Genomic DNA, 14,676 nt, shown 5'->3' on the forward strand with positions numbered 1-14,676 from the left:
TAACGGCAGATCGGACACGGCGACCTCGGTGACCAGCACCGATCCAGCCCGCATGTTGACGGACTTGTCGGACGTCGGGCATTGTTCACACATGCGGTCGAGATTCCTACCCGTGGCATGCCGCTACGTGGACTACCGGCGGACGTCCAGCGCCCTCTGTCGCTGAACCCGTCGATCTTTCAGGCTTCGCGGACTCCCGGCACCACACGCTCCCTTTCAGCTGTGCTCCTGCCTGCCGCGAGTGCGCCCGCTTTTCCCGACTCCTGACACGAGCCCTGCCCGTTCGGCGATAAGGGCGCGTCGAATCCTGCCCACAGTTCCGTCCCGGTAATCCCGGGCGGGCGAAGCATGCCCACAGGTCCGCATATCGGCTCCGTGTGCACAGCAGATTCTTCGACGTGTTCGCGCGGAATGCGCACGGCAGACGCCCGCATCGTCACCCTGTGCCCCGGGAAACATCCCGCAATCCCTTTTCCCAGAGAGGAACCACGGCCCCCGTGAACGCAGCACACCTACGAGCCGACTCGACCGCCCAGGATCGCCGTAGTGAGGCGATGGTGCTGGGCCGTCGAGGCTTTCTCGGCCTCGGCGCAGTTGCCGGCTCGTCCCTGTTGCTCGCCGCCTGCGGTGGTGGCAGCGATTCCGGGGTCGCGGCCGGTGGTGGCAACGGCGGAACGCTGCGGTGGGGTTGGTCGACGGTCACCTCCTGGGACCCGGTGACGTCGTCCGCCGGCTGGGACGTGCATGCCCTGTCGCTCGTCTACGCCGCGCTGACCAAGCTGGACCAGAAGGGCAACCCGGTCCCGGCACTGGCCGAGTCGTGGAAGTACGACGCCACGGGCAAGCAGATCACTTTTGTGCTGCGTTCCGGACTGACCTTCAGCGACGGCACCCCGGTGAACGCCACCGCCGTGCGCAAGAGCCTCGAGCGCGGTCGGGACTTCACCGGATCGCTGGTCGCAGCGCAGCTGGTCGACGTCCAGACCATCACGGCCAACGACGGTGCCCGCACCGTCACCCTCAACCTGTCGAACGTCAACTACCAGATCCCGAGCCTGCTCGCCGGCAAGACCGGCATGATCGTGAGCCCCACCGCCTTCGAGAAGGACGCCAAGGGCATCGCCACCAAGCCGGTCGGCGCCGGCCCGTTCCGGCTCACCGCCTACGTGCCGAACCAGTCGGCGAACCTGGTGCGCTTCCCCGGTTACTGGGACAAGGCGAACATCCACCTGGACGCCTTCGAGCTCTACCCGGCGCCCGAGGCCGCCACGGCGATCGCCTCGCTGCAGTCGGGGCGCCTCGACGTCGCCCAGATCCCGGCCAGTCAGGTGTCCGCGGCGAAGTCCGCCGGCCTTGAGGTGCAGATCATCCCGTCGCTGGTCACCACGGTGCTCGACGTGAACATCACCAAGGCGCCGTTCGACAATCCGAAGGTCGTCGAGGCGTTCAAGTACGGCATCGACCGCGCCGCGCTCGCGAAGACCCAGACCTTCGGCTACGGCGTGGTCAACTACCAGCCCTTCCCGCCGGGATATGTCGGCCACAATCCGAGCCTGGACAACGCCTTTCCGTACGACCCGGAGAAGGCGAAGAAACTGCTCGCCGAGGCCGGCCACGCCACCGGCCTGGAAGTCCCGATCACCACCACCGGGGCGTCCACCGCGATCGCCGAACAGGTCCAGGCACAGCTGGCGAAAATCGGTGTGAAACTCACCATCGACACGATCCCGGCGGCCCAGGCCACCCAGATCATGTACATCCAGCATTCCCGGGCCCTCGCGGTGGACGGCTTCGCCGGGCGGGACTCGGCCGTCCAGGCCTTCCAGGTGCTCTTCGGTGAGCAGGGCCTGATGAACCCCGGCCGCAGGACCCCGCCGGAGCTCACCGCCGCGCTCGCCACGGTGCGCAAGACGCCGCTGGACGACCCGTCCTATCCCAAGGTGCTGCAGACCGCCACGAAGATCGCGGTGGAGACGATGCCGAACATCTTCCTGTTCACCACGCCGCGCATTCTCGCCCGCAAGAAGAACGTCTCCGCGCTCGGCAGCTTCCTGGCCGTGCAGCGCTTCGAAGGGGTCCGGGTGAGCTGATGACAACGCTGGAGATCGGCCGGCCCACGGCGCCGGCACCGACGCCGACCCAGCCGTCGGCGGGACGTGGCGCTGGGGTGCGCTGGGGTGCGGTGGGGCGGCCCGTGCTGCGGGTACTGCGCTCCGCCGTGGTGGTCTGGATACCGGTGGTGCTGCTCTCGACGTTCATCACCTTCGGGCTCGGGGCGCTCACCGACACCAACCCCGCGGCCCAGGTGCTCGGGGAGACCGCGACCCCCGCGGACATCGACCGGATGAACCACTACTTCGGTCTGGACCGGCCGTTTCTCGTCCAGTACTTCAGTTGGCTCGGTCATGCGCTGACCGGGGACTTCGGTCGGTCGTACTACACCACCCTGCCGGTCTCCGACAGCATCACCCAGGCGCTGCCGGTGAACGTCTCGATCACGATCGTCGCGTTGCTGCTCGGGATCCTGTTCGGTGGGGCGCTGGGCGTCGGGGCGGCGCTGTCGGGCGGAGGCTGGTTCGACCGTGGGGTCACCATGCTGTGCTCGGCGGCGTCGACCGTCCCACCGTTCGTCATCGGCATCGGGCTGATCGTGCTGTTCTCGGTGACCCTGCCGGTCCTGCCCTCGGGCGGTTACGTGCCGATCGACCAGGACTTCGGCCAGTGGCTGCGCTTCGCGATCCTGCCGGCACTCGCCCTGTCGGTGGACGTGGCGGTGGCCATCGCCCGCCAGCTGCGCACCTCCCTGGTCGGGGAGCTGCGGGAGAACTACGTCGTCGGGGCCGAGGTGCGCGGGCTGACCCGGCGGCGGGTGGTGTTCGGCCATGCGCTGCGCAACGCGTCCGGGCCCGCGGTCACCGTGCTCGGCTACTACGTCCCGCAGGTCATCGGGGCGATGGTGGTCGCCGAGGCGGTGTTCAACCTGCCCGGCCTCGGCAAGCTCAGCCTGGACGCGGCGGCCAAGGGTGACATCCCGGTGATCCAGGGCGTCCTGGTCACCATGATCGGGCTGGTCGTGCTGTCCAACCTGCTGGTGAACGCCGCCCTGCTGCGGCTCACCCCGCATGCGAAGAGGCGGGAACAATGAGCGACACCGGCGGTCAGCTACGCCAGGCCCTGCGGCTGCGGTCCGCGCAGATCTCGCTGGTGATCATCGCCGTCGTCGTCTTCCTCGGCTTCGCCGGCGGCCTGCTCGCCCCGCACGACCCGCTCGCCCAGGACACCGCGCACGCCCTGTCCGGGCCGAGCGGCGAGCACTGGCTCGGCACCGACTACCTGGGCCGCGACGTGCTCTCCCGGCTCATGGACGCCACCGGCCGCTCGGTCGTCGGCGCCCTGGAAGGTGTCGCCGTGGCCTTCGTGATCGGCGTGCCGGCCGGACTCGCCTCGATCTTCTTCGGCCGGTTCTTCGACTGGGCGGCCCAGCGGATCGTCGACGCCATCATGACCATGCCCTACATCATCTTCGCGGTGTCGGTCACCGGCGTGCTCGGCAACGGCCTGACCCAGGCGATGCTCGCGATCGGGATCTTCCTCGCGCCGCTGCTGTTCCGGATCACCCGGGCCGCCGCCCTCACCCTCACCCGGGCCCAGTACGTGGAGGTCGCCGAACTGCTGGGGGCGTCCCGCTGGTGGATCATCCGTCGGCATGTCTGGTCGAAGGTGCTGCCGACGGTCGCGGTCACCACGGCGCAGCTGGCCGCGGCGGTCCTGCTGGTCGTCTCCTCGCTGACCTTCCTCGGCATCGGCGTGAAACCTCCGGCGCCGACCTGGGGCGGCATGCTCTCCAGCGACCTGGGTTTCCTGTCCCAGCAGCCGTGGGCACCGATCCTGCCGGCCCTCGCGATCGCGCTCACCGCCGGTGCCCTGAACGCGCTCGCCGATGCCATCCGGGACACCACCGGACTCCCGTCCGCACCGGCCGGCGGCGGCCTGTTCAGCCGACGCGCCAAGCCCGACGTCGAACCCGCCCCCGGCGGATCCGCCCGGACGCCGGCCATGGCCATCCCCGCGCAGGCATCCGCGCAGAGCGCCGGGCAGAGCTCCGGTCAGGAGGAGAACTCGCATGGCTGAGCCGAACACCACCGACACCGCACCGGCTCCGGTGCTGCTGAAGGTCGACGACCTGCACGTGACGATCGGCGGCGGGGCCACCGAGGCCGTCCACGGGGTGTCGTTCGAGGTGCGCCGGGGCGAGGCCATCGGGATCGTCGGCGAGTCCGGCAGCGGCAAGACACTGGTCTGCCGCTCGGTCCTCGGCGTGCTCGCCCCCGGCTGCGCGGTCAGCGGCGGGTCGATCGACCTGGACGGCACCCAGCTCGTCGGACTCCCCCGGCGAGCCTGGGACCAGCTGCGCGGCACCGGCATCGCCGCGGTGTTCCAGGACCCCGCGTCCTACCTCAACCCGTCCTACCCGGTGGGCCGGCAGGTGGCCGAACAGCTGCGGGTGAAGCTCGGCGCCTCCCGCCGTGACGCCCGCACCACCGCCGTCCAGCTGCTCGCCTCGATGGGGCTGCACGACCCGGAGCGGGTCTACCGGCAGTACCCGCACGAACTGTCCGGCGGCATGCTGCAGCGGGTGGTGCTGGCCATCGCCGTCTGCGGCGATCCGGCGCTGCTCATCGCCGACGAGGCGACGACCGCCCTGGACGTCACCATCCAGGCCGAGGTGCTCGACCTGCTCGCCTCCCTGCGCGCCGAACGAGGCCTGTCGATCATCGCGGTGTCCCACGACCTCGCCGTCATCGCCGAACTGTGTGACCGGGTGCTGGTGTTCTACGCCGGCGAACTCGTCGAGGCCGGCCCCACCGCCGAGGTGCTGCTCGCCCCCCGCCACCCGTACACCGAGGCGCTGCTGCAGGTCGCCTCGGTCGGCAGCTGGGAACGACGCACCCTGGCCGTCATCGACGGCCAGCCGCCGCCGGTCGGCGCGACGATCGCTGGCTGCCGGTTCGCCGACCGCTGCGCCTTCGCGACCACCGAGTGCCGCACCAGCCCGGTGCCGCTGACCGACCAGCCGGACGGCCGATCCGTCCGCTGCCTGCGCGTCGAGGAGATCGCGTTGCAGGGAACCGGAGCCGCCGCCGGAGCAGGAGTCGCCTGATGCCCGACATCGACCTCGCCACCCCCGACCTCGCCACCCCCGACCTCGCCACCCCCGAGCTGGAACCCGCCGGCGCCAGGCCCGTGCCGGCCAGCCGGCCGGGCAGCAGCCACACCCCCACCATCGACCAGGACGATCCGGGTACCGCCGGCACCGGCCGCGCGGACGCCACCGGGAGCCCGTCCTCGGCGCCGTTGCTGCGGATCGAGGGGCTCGGCGTCTCCTTCCTCGAACGGGGCGGGATCGGACGCACCCGGGTCCTGGACGGCATCGAGCTGACCGTGCGCCCCGGGGAGATCGTCGGCATCGTCGGCGAGACGGGTTCCGGCAAGACCACTCTGGCCCGCGCGATCGCCGGACTCACCCCCGCCGACCGTGGCCAGGTCCGGCTCGACGGCGAGGACATCCTCGGCCTGCGCACCCGGGCCCGCCGTCGGTTCCGCCGCGGCGGGGCGATCCAGTTCGTCTTCCAGGATCCGCTGCGTTCCCTCGACCCGGAGCTCACCATCGGGGCGAGCATCGCCGAGGGCATGGCCATCGCCGGCGTCGGCAGCAGATCCGAACGGGCCGAACGAGTCGCCGGCGCGCTCACCCTGGTCGGCCTCGACCCGGCCGTGGCGCAGCGACGCCCCGCGCAGATCTCCGGCGGACAGCGCCAGCGCGCCTCGATCGCCCGGGCCGTCGTCGCGGACCCGCGGCTGCTGCTGTGCGACGAACCGGTCAGCGCGCTCGACGCGTCCAACCGCAACCACATCCTGATCCTGCTCGACGAGCTGCGCCGCCGGCTGTCCGTCGGCATCGTGGTCATCTCCCACGACCTGAGCTCGCTGGCCGGCATCGCCGACCGGGTCGTCGTGCTCTACCGGGGACGGGTCGTCGAGGACGGTCCGATCGCCGACGTGTTCGCCGCGCCACGGCACCCGTACACCGCGCTGCTGATCGCCTCCGCACCCGACATCCACGGCCGTAACCGGCAGGCCGCCGCCGCGCTGCGACCGGCACCCGCCCCCGGCATCCCCGACCCGACCACGACCACAGCGGCCACGGCGACCACTGCGACCACTGCCTCGACCGCGGCGGCGGGTCCGACCCCCGGGCCACGCCCGGACGCGCGGGACGTCGGCGGCTGTGTGTTCGCGCACCGCTGCCCGTTCGCCACCGTCGACTGCGACACCGCCCCGCCGCGGGTGGAGGCACCCGGGCGTCCCGCCGGCAGTTGGATCTCGGCCTGCCACCACGACCGCACCTGGCGCGCCCGGCTGCCCGCCGCCGGCACCGCCGCCGCTGACACGTCCGCCGTCCGGAAGGAAACCTCGCTGTGAGCATCGAGTTCATCGGGATCGCCAGCACCTCGGCGGGCAGTGAAGCGCAGGGGTTCGGCGGGCCGGCCGTCGACTCGGACTTCCTCGAACTGCTGGTACGCACGCATGAGGACGCCGGTTTCGACCGGGTGCTCGTCGCGCACAGCTCCGCGATGCCGGACGGCTTCGTCGTCGCCGACCAGATCCTCGCCCGCACCACCACCCTGAAGGTGCTGCTCGCGCACCGTCCCGGCTTCGTCGCCCCGACGATCGCCGCGCGCAAGTACGCCACCCTGGACGCGTTCCATCCCGGCCGGATCGCCCTGCACGTCATCACCGGCGGGGACGACGCCGACCAGGCCCGCGACGGCGACCTGTCCGACAAGGTGACCCGCTACCGGCGCACCGACGAGTTCCTCGACGTGCTGCGCCGCGAATGGGAATCGGACGTGCCGTTTGACTACGACGGCGAGTTCTACCAGGTGCGCGGGGGTTTCTCCGCGGTACGCCCGCCGGCCGGACGCGTTCCGATCTACTTCGGCGGGGCCTCGGCGGACGCGGTGCGGGTCGGTGGCAAGCACGCCGACGTGTACGCGTTCTGGGGTGAGCCGCTGGCCGGCATCATCGAACGCATCCGCCAGGTGCGGGCCGCCGCCGCGCCGTACGGCCGCGACACCCGGTTCAGCGTGAGCCTTCGGCCCATCGCCGCCGACACCGAGCAGGCCGCCTGGGACCGGGCCGCGCACATCCTCGAACTCACCCGCGAGCGGGCCGGCGAGGTGAAGAAGGTGTTCGGCATCGACAGCGCCGCGCAGGTCGGCAGCCAGCGACTGCTGCGCTACGCCGCCGAGGGCGACGTCCACGACAAGCGGCTGTGGACCGCCATCGCCAAGGCCACCGGCGCCGCGGGCAACTCCACCGCCCTGGTCGGCAGCTACGAGCAGGTCGCCGAGTCCCTCGTCGACTACGTGGGCGTCGGCGTCTCGACCCTGCTCATCCGCGGTTTCGACCCGGTCTCGGACGCCCGGGACTACGGCACGCTCATCCGCCTCGTCCGCGAGCAGACCGCCGAGCGCGAACCCGCCTCCGTCTGATCCACCCCGCACGTCCCGGCACCGCACGTCCGGCACATCCAGCACATCCAGTAGGTCCCGCACGTCCAGTACCAGGAAGGTTGCGCGCATGTCCCTCGAGATCCTCGGCATGGTGGGTACCAAGGAAGCGTCGGAGACCCGTGGCTCCTACCTCGGCGGGCCCGCCGTCGACACCGCCTACCTGACCCGGTTCGCGCAGGCCCACGACACGTCCGGTTTCGACCGGGTGCTGATCGGCTACAGCGCCGTCTCCCCGGACGGGTTCGCCGTCGCCGGGCACGTCCTGGCGAACACGTCGCGACTTGGCGTGCTGATCGCGCACCGGCCCGGGTTCACCCAGCCGACACTCGTCGCCCGCAAGCTCGCCACCCTGGACCACCTCACCGGCGGCGGACGGGTCGCCATCCACCACATCTCCGGTGGCAACGACGCCGACCAGCGTCGCGACGGCGACTTCGCCGACCATGACACCCGCTACGACCGCACCGCCGAGTTCATGGACGTGCTGCGCCGCACCCTCACCTCCGGCGAGCCGTTCGACCACGAGGGCCGCTTCTACCGGTTCGAGGGCGCGTACAGCACGGTCAAGCCGGTCCGCCCCGGTGGCATCCCGCTGTTCTTCGGTGGCCAGTCGGACGCGGCAGTGCGGGTCGGCGCGCAGCACGCCGACACCTACATGCTCTTCGGCGAGCCGCTGGAGCAGACCGCCGAGCGCATCGCGACGCTGCGGGCCGAGGCCGCCAAGCACGGCCGGACCCTGCGGTTCAGCCTGTCCACCCGCCCGATCATCGCCGACACCGAGGACGCCGCCTGGGCTCGCGCCGAGGCCATCCTCACCGAGACCCGCCGCCGGGTCGAGGCCGCCGGAGCCGGTGGGGTCGCCGGTGCCGCCCTCGGCATCCGCAGCTTCGGCACCACCGAGTCGGAGTCGTCCGCCCGGATGCAGCGGGCCGCCCGCCAGCAGGTGCACGACGAGCGGCTGTGGTTCGGCGTGACCGCCCTGACCGGCCCGGGTGGTAACTCCTCCGGCCACGTGGGCACCCCTTCGCAGGTCGCGGACGCGCTGCTGCGCTACCACGAGATCGGCGTCGACACCTTCCTCATCCGCGGCTTCGACCCGTACGAGGACGTCGTCGAGTGGGGCAAGGAGCTCATCCCCGCGCTGCGCGCCGGCGCCGACCGTGTCCGCGAGCCCCAGCTCGCGTAATCCGCTCGGAACGAGACCAGACCACTGCCAGACCGCGGCCAAGATCACGTCATGCCGAGGGTTGTTCGGGATTTCAGCCTCGTCAGACCGAACAGTCCTCGGCATGTGGCCGCACAGTCCTCCGCATCCGGACGCGACACCGCGGGCCGGGCGCCGAGGACCCCCGGCCGCTGGGCGGCCCGGACGGGAAAGCGACCTGCCACCGAGGCCCGCTGCTCCCCCACACCCTCGGACGGCGACCGCGGGTGACCTGCCTGGACGCGGGAACCTCGCCCCCGTCCAGGCAGGTGGCGCACCGGCGCGGATCTTCGTCGCGGGCGGTGCGCGGACGCCGGGACGGTGCGGCCGAAAAAAATCCCTGGCGATGGTGCGACGTGGTGTCGATGTGCCGGTGTCCCGTTCGACCTGGAGGTGAGAGGGTCGGACGGCGGCCCGGAGCAGGGAGATCGACACATGCCGAAGTACATGCTGATCATGCGTAACAGCGACGAGTCGTTCCAGCACATGATCTCGACTCCGTTCGAGGAGATGCTCGAGAAGGTCGGCCGGTTCAACGAGGAACTGATCCACGCCGGCGTGCTGGTCGCGGCCGAGGGCCTGGACGACGCGGCCCAGGGCGTCGTCGTCGACTACTCCGGTGAGACCCCGGTGGTCACCGACGGTCCCTACGGGGAGACGAAGGAGCTGTTCGGCGGCTTCTACATCCTCGAGGTGGCCACGAAGGACGAGGCCGTCGAGTGGGCCCGCCGCATGCCCTCCATCCCCGGTTCCAAGTGCGAGATCCGTAGGGTCCCCGGCATCGACGAGTTCCCACAGGACAACGAGTGGGTCGTCAGGGAGCGTGCCTGGCGCGAGCGCACCGGCCAGCTCTGATGCCCGACAACGCCGCCGCTCCGGTCGGTGACAGCCTCCAGGGTGACGATCTCCCAGGTGACGGCGTCCAGGGTGACGGCCTCCCGAGTGACGGCCTCCCAGGTGACGGCGTCCAGGGTGAGGCGGGGGGCGGCGGCGTCCCGGGTGAGGCGGGGGCGGACGCGGGGGAATCGGCTCGGCGGGCGGTGGAGGCGGTGTGGAGGATCGACGCCGCCCGGATCGTCGGCGCGCTGGCCCGGTTCACCGGGGATTTCGCGCTGGCTGAGGACGTCGCCCAGGAGGCGGTCACGGAGGCGCTCGTCGCCTGGGCGGATTCCGGCGTGCCGCGTAGTCCGGCGGGGTGGCTGCTCACAACGGGACGGCGGCGGGCGATCGATGCGTTCCGCCGCCGTAGCACCCGAGACGAGCGTTACGCCGAGCTCGCGCACCAGCTCACCGAGGGTCAGACCAGTTCTGGTGCGCCGGTCGCGGCGAGGTCGACCGCCGCGGGCTGCCTGCCGGGCGGATCGTTCACGCTCACGTCACAGCAGGACAGCGATGATCTGCTGTGGGACCCCGACCGGGTCCACGACGACGTGCTGGCGTTGATGTTCACGGCATGCCATCCGGTGCTCGCGCCGCAGGCCCGGGTGGCGCTGACGCTGCGGGTGGTCGGTGGTCTGTCGAGTGAGGAGATCGCCCGGGCGTTCCTGGTGCCCACCCCGACGATCCAGGCCCGGATCACCCGGGCGAAGAAGACGATCGCCGCGGCCCGCGTGCCGTTCGCCCTGCCACCGGCGCACGAGCGCCGCGAACGGCTCGGTGCGGTACTCAGCGTGCTCTACGTCATTTTCACCGAAGGTTCGACAGCGACCTCCGGGGCGGATCTGCTGCGGCCGGATCTGGCGTTCGAGGCGATCCGGCTGACCCGGATGCTCGTCGCGCTGCTGCCGGACGAGGCGGAGGTCCACGGTCTGCTCGCCCTGTGCGAGCTCACCGCCGCGCGGTTCCCGGCACGCACCGGCCCGGACGGTGAGCCGGTCCTGCTCGCCGACCAGGATCGCGGCCGGTGGGACCGGGCGGCGATCCGGCGCGGGCTGGCCGCGTTCGAGCGGGCGTCCGCCGTCGGGCGCGGCCTTGGTCCCTACGGGCTACAGGCCGCGATCGCGGCCTGCCACGCGCGGGCGCCAGCGGTGGCGGCGACCGACTGGGAGCGGATCGTGCTGCTCTACGAGGCGCTCGGTCAGGTGACGCCGTCGCCGATCGTCGATCTCAACCGGGCGGTGGCGGTCGCGATGGCGCACGGCCCACTGCCAGCCCTGGAGATCGTCGATGCCCTCGCCGGTGGCGGCCTGCTCAACGGTTCGCATCTGCTGCCCACCGTGCGCGGGGAGCTGCTGACCCGCCTCGGTCGCACCACGCAGGCCCGCGCGGAACTCGAGCAGGCCGCCCGCCTGTGCGGCAACGCCCGTGAACGCGCCATCCTGCTGCGCAAGGTAGCCGCGTTGTCCGCGCCGCCCGCGCACTCGGACGAGACGGACTGAAAGGACAGGTTGGACGGTCACCCTGGTCGCCGGCCGCGACGGCAGCGGATTCGTCGGGGACGGCTTCCAACGCACCCTCGTCCGCCTCGGCTGAGCGCACAGCCGGAGGTATCGTCCTTCTCCGTGACCGCTGCGCAGTATGTGCCCGGATGGATTGATCTGGTCGGCGCCCACAACGTCCGAGATCTTGGTGGTCTGCCCGCGGCGGGAGGCACCGTGCGGCGGCGGGTGCTGCTGCGCGGCGACAATCTCGACGCGCTCACCGCCGAGGACATCGCCGTGCTGGGCGAGGACGTCGCGCTACGCGGCGTCGTCGATCTGCGCGCGCCGTTCGAGAGCCCGCGGGCCGCCGAGTGGTTCCCGCGGCTCGGCATCACCTGGCTGCACGAACCGCTGGCCGACCTGACCGCGCTGTCCAACGCCGACGCCCTGGCCGACCAGGTCCGCGGCGACTACTCGGCGATGTACGCCCTGATGCTCGACAACGCCGGGCCCGGGCTCGCCCGCATCCTCGCGTTCCTCGTGGACGGCGAACACACCCCGACCCTGCTGCACTGCGCCGCGGGGAAGGACCGCACCGGCATCACGGTGGCGGTGCTGCTGTCAGTGGCCGGCGTCGAACGGTCGGCGATCATCGCCGACTATCTGGCCACCGGCGAACGTCTCGACCGGGTCCGCGCGGCCCTGGCGCGGAATCCGGCCTACCAGCACCTGATGCAGCGCGCCGCCGCCAGCGGTACGGACAGCCCACCCCGCACCCCTTTCAAGATCGACCCTCGGGCGATCCACGGCGTCCTGGACGTCGTCGAGGCCGCCGAGGGCGGGGCGGCCGGATTCCTGCGCTCGCACGGTGCCACCGCCGAGCAGATCAGCGGGTGGCAGCGGATGATCATCGAACCGTACTGAGCGCGGCAGCCGGCTGGCAGCCCGGGCACCAGAACAGGTTGCGTCCGGCGAGTGTCCGCATGCGCACCTCGGTCGCGCAGACCAGGCAGGGCAGCCCCGCGCGGCGGTAGACGTACACCTCGCCGCCGTGGTCGTCGACTCGCGGTGCCCGTCCCATCGCCTCCGGGGTGTGCTCCGCCCGGACGGTGTCAATGCGTCCGGTGCGCACACCCTCGGCCATCAGGACCACCAGATCCGCCCAGATCGCCGACCACAGCGACGCCGAGACGTCCCGCCCGGGCAGCATCGGCGCGACCCCCGCCCGGAACAGCACCTCGGCCCGGTAGATGTTGCCCGGCCCCGCGATGACCGACTGGTCCATCAGCAGGGTGGCGATCGGGGTACGACTACGGACGATCCGCCGGTACGCCCGATCCGGGTCCGCGTCGCCCCGCAGCGGGTCCGGACCGAGCCGGTCGCGCAGCGCCCTGATCTCCCCCGGTTCGAGCAGCTCGCAGGCGTTGGGTCCGCGCAGGTCCGCGTACGCCACCACCCCCGCGGCACCGTCCCCGCCACCCGGGCCGTCTCCGTCGCCCCTGCCGCCCCCGCAGCCTCCGTCGCCCACGCCGCCGGCGGTGGACAGCCGCAGCCGGACCGCCCCGGTCGGCGCCGGCAGGGGCCCCGCACCCAGCGACCAGGTGCCATAGATCCCGAGATGCACATGTAGGACGAACGCCGATTCACCGATCCCACCGACCTCGGCTCGGTGCACGGCCCCGTTTTCAGCCTCGGGCTCCTGCTCGGCCGTGGACTCCTGCTCTGTCGTGGGCCCGGGGCCGGCGGCGTCGTAGAAGCCACCGAAGCCGAGCAGCAGGTGCTTTCCCAACGCCTCGGCACCGGTGAGGATCTGCCCATCCAGACGATGCGCGCCGGCGGCGAAACGACCCTGCGGACTCATCGCACGCACGGTGTGGCCCTGGAACATCCGCCGGTGCGCGGCGGCAAGCCGGTGCACAGTGTGACCTTCTGGCATGGTCGGACAACCATACCGGCCCCGCCCATCCCGCCCGAGCGGGCTCGCGAGCAGCACCCGACGTGATCAGACGGGCACCAGAGAAGCGGGGGGCGAATGGTCGGCGACGCCGACAGCGCCGCCAAGGGAACAATCCGCCCGAAATGCCCATAAGGATCGGCGACCGTGTCGCTCGACCGGTGACGTCAAAGTGGGACACCGGGGGATCCTTGACTGCGTCCGGCGCATGCCGCAATGTCTGGGACAGCAGTCCATCCCGTCGTCCGTTCACATCCCTTTCGGCCCACTTCACCCACGGGCGCGGCATGCCCAGGAGCGTCGCGCTCGACACCCGGGTCGTTGCGGCCCGAAACGGTGACCACAGGAGGAATCAGTGCCAGACACCCAGGAAGCTCGCAAGATGGTTTTCTTCAGCGCAGCTGACGCGCCATCCCTGGATGACGAAGGAATGATGAGCTCTGCGGCCCTCGATCCGGCTATCGCCGAGGAAGTCGATTTAGGACCATATTCGAACGCCAGCAAGCTCTCGGTTTTGTACCGGGGCGCCGGTCCCGAGGGGTTCAGCCTCGTGCACGTTTCCTTCAACCCTGGCTTCCGACTGCCGCGACACACCCACAATGTCGACTGCCTGTACTACGTCGTGTCGGGTGAGATAATCATGGGATCTCGCCGGCTGCACGCCGGTGAGGGGTTCTTCATTCGGGCCGGGGTGACCTACGCCTACGAGGCCGGCCCGCAGGGAGTGGAAGTTCTGGAGTTCCGCGCGGCCACCAGCTTCGACATCCAGATTCTCGACCAGACGGTCGACCGGTGGCGCGCCATCGTGAACTCGCTGCGCGTCGGCGGCACAGCTCAGGCGGTAGACGAGCCCGTCCCCAGCTCATAGCCCCCAACGCACGACTGCCCCGGCTGACGTCCCTCACGGGACGCGCAGACCGGGGCAGTCGCATTACATGTTCTCCGGAAGCCAGGCCCCTCCGCGGCAGCTTGCTCGCCGCGGAGCACGACCCGTCACGTCAGGCCGGGCCGGTTTCCGGATGAATCACTGAGCGCCGAACGGCCGGTTCTGCTGGCCGGCACCGATGCGGTCGTTGCCGAGGTTACGGCCGATGTTGACGCCGACACCCACACCAACGAGCTCACGCAGACGGTTCTCCACGTAACGCTCGCTGTGGTTGGCCTTGTCCGCAATCCGGGCAATCAGGTCATTGATGTCGGTCGCCGCGTCGAGGTCCGCGGTGCTGACCTGACCGAACTGGTCCAGGATGTTGTAGCGAACCTGCCGCCAGTTCTGCCGCAGCTGCTGCTCGACCTGCTGCCGCTGCTGCTCCTGCTCGGCCTGCGCCATTCCGATCTCCTTCTTTTCTTGGTCACTTTCTCGGTGGGGTGGTGCGGGAAAAACATAACCCAGAGAAGCCCACCCTGGAACAACACCAGGAAGGAATGCGCGAGGTGCTGCGCAAATGTCGAGGACACGACTGCGCGACAGCATTAACCCGCCGGTTCCGACACCACCCGGGATGACCGGTTCCCGGATCAGCGTTTTTCGGCCACCAGGTCCAGGTTGTCGAGCAACCGATCCTGCGCGCACCGATAACG

13 protein-coding genes are annotated in these 14,676 nt (G+C 70.9%); 11 read left to right on the top strand and 2 right to left on the bottom strand.

Translation table 11 applies throughout. The annotated features are described in order from the left end of the window. The first annotated feature begins 497 nt into the window (after positions 1–497). The 10 genes from MXD59_RS15295 (at position 498) to MXD59_RS15340 (ending at position 12,065) form a co-directional block, all read left to right on the top strand. Entirely contained in the window at positions 498–2,090 is a 1,593-nt protein-coding gene (locus tag MXD59_RS15295) for an ABC transporter substrate-binding protein (RefSeq protein WP_248825408.1), read from the top strand. Beyond that, positions 2,090–3,145: an ABC transporter permease gene (locus MXD59_RS15300; protein WP_248825409.1), complete on the top strand. Its 1,056-nt coding sequence runs from the start codon at positions 2,090–2,092 to the stop codon at positions 3,143–3,145. The genes MXD59_RS15295 and MXD59_RS15300 overlap by 1 nt, the downstream gene beginning before the upstream one ends. Beyond that, on the top strand, positions 3,142–4,131 hold the full coding sequence (locus MXD59_RS15305; RefSeq protein ID WP_248825410.1) for an ABC transporter permease: 990 nt from the start codon (positions 3,142–3,144) through the stop codon (positions 4,129–4,131). The genes MXD59_RS15300 and MXD59_RS15305 overlap by 4 nt, the downstream gene beginning before the upstream one ends. Next, entirely contained in the window at positions 4,124–5,161 is a 1,038-nt protein-coding gene (locus tag MXD59_RS15310) for an ABC transporter ATP-binding protein (RefSeq protein ID WP_248815872.1), read from the top strand. Before MXD59_RS15305 ends, MXD59_RS15310 begins: the two co-directional genes overlap by 8 nt. Then, positions 5,161–6,483: an ABC transporter ATP-binding protein gene (locus MXD59_RS15315; RefSeq protein WP_248825411.1), complete on the top strand. Its 1,323-nt coding sequence runs from the start codon at positions 5,161–5,163 to the stop codon at positions 6,481–6,483. The genes MXD59_RS15310 and MXD59_RS15315 overlap by 1 nt, the downstream gene beginning before the upstream one ends. Further along, positions 6,480–7,556 (top strand): LLM class flavin-dependent oxidoreductase, encoded by a 1,077-nt coding sequence (locus tag MXD59_RS15320; RefSeq protein ID WP_248825412.1) that lies wholly within the window; start codon positions 6,480–6,482, stop codon positions 7,554–7,556. The genes MXD59_RS15315 and MXD59_RS15320 overlap by 4 nt, the downstream gene beginning before the upstream one ends. Positions 7,557–7,644: 88 nt before the next feature. Continuing rightward, the gene (locus MXD59_RS15325) at positions 7,645–8,763 is read left to right on the top strand and encodes an LLM class flavin-dependent oxidoreductase (RefSeq protein WP_248825413.1); all 1,119 of its coding nucleotides are present in this window, start codon (positions 7,645–7,647) and stop codon (positions 8,761–8,763) included. Positions 8,764–9,216: 453 nt separating this feature from the next. Continuing rightward, on the top strand, positions 9,217–9,636 hold the full coding sequence (locus MXD59_RS15330; protein WP_163549876.1) for a YciI family protein: 420 nt from the start codon (positions 9,217–9,219) through the stop codon (positions 9,634–9,636). After that, positions 9,636–11,159: an RNA polymerase sigma factor gene (locus tag MXD59_RS15335; RefSeq protein ID WP_248825414.1), complete on the top strand. Its 1,524-nt coding sequence runs from the start codon at positions 9,636–9,638 to the stop codon at positions 11,157–11,159. The genes MXD59_RS15330 and MXD59_RS15335 overlap by 1 nt, the downstream gene beginning before the upstream one ends. A gap of 123 nt (positions 11,160–11,282) precedes the next feature. Further along, positions 11,283–12,065 carry a tyrosine-protein phosphatase gene (locus MXD59_RS15340; RefSeq protein WP_248825415.1) on the top strand — a complete coding sequence of 261 codons (783 nt, stop codon included), beginning with the start codon at positions 11,283–11,285 and terminating at the stop codon, positions 12,063–12,065. Here the strand turns inward: MXD59_RS15340 and MXD59_RS15345 are convergent. Beyond that, on the bottom strand, positions 12,049–13,077 hold the full coding sequence (locus tag MXD59_RS15345) for an Fpg/Nei family DNA glycosylase (RefSeq protein WP_248825416.1): 1,029 nt from the start codon (positions 13,075–13,077) through the stop codon (positions 12,049–12,051). The genes MXD59_RS15340 and MXD59_RS15345 overlap by 17 nt on opposite strands. Before the next feature lie 373 nt (positions 13,078–13,450). Between MXD59_RS15345 and MXD59_RS15350 the strand changes: the two genes are divergently transcribed. After that, complete coding sequence (locus tag MXD59_RS15350) at positions 13,451–13,963, top strand: cupin domain-containing protein (RefSeq protein ID WP_248825417.1); 513 nt, start codon at positions 13,451–13,453, stop codon at positions 13,961–13,963. A 156-nt stretch (positions 13,964–14,119) separates the two neighbouring features. Here MXD59_RS15350 and MXD59_RS15355 read toward each other — a convergent pair whose 3' ends face one another. Next, positions 14,120–14,425, bottom strand: coding sequence for a hypothetical protein (locus MXD59_RS15355; protein ID WP_163550812.1), 306 nt, complete (start codon positions 14,423–14,425; stop codon positions 14,120–14,122). Between the last annotated feature and the right edge of the window lie 251 nt (positions 14,426–14,676).

It is taken from the genome of Frankia umida, assembly GCF_023242945.1.
GTDB classification, from domain to species: Bacteria; Actinomycetota; Actinomycetes; order Frankiales; family Frankiaceae; genus Frankia; species Frankia umida.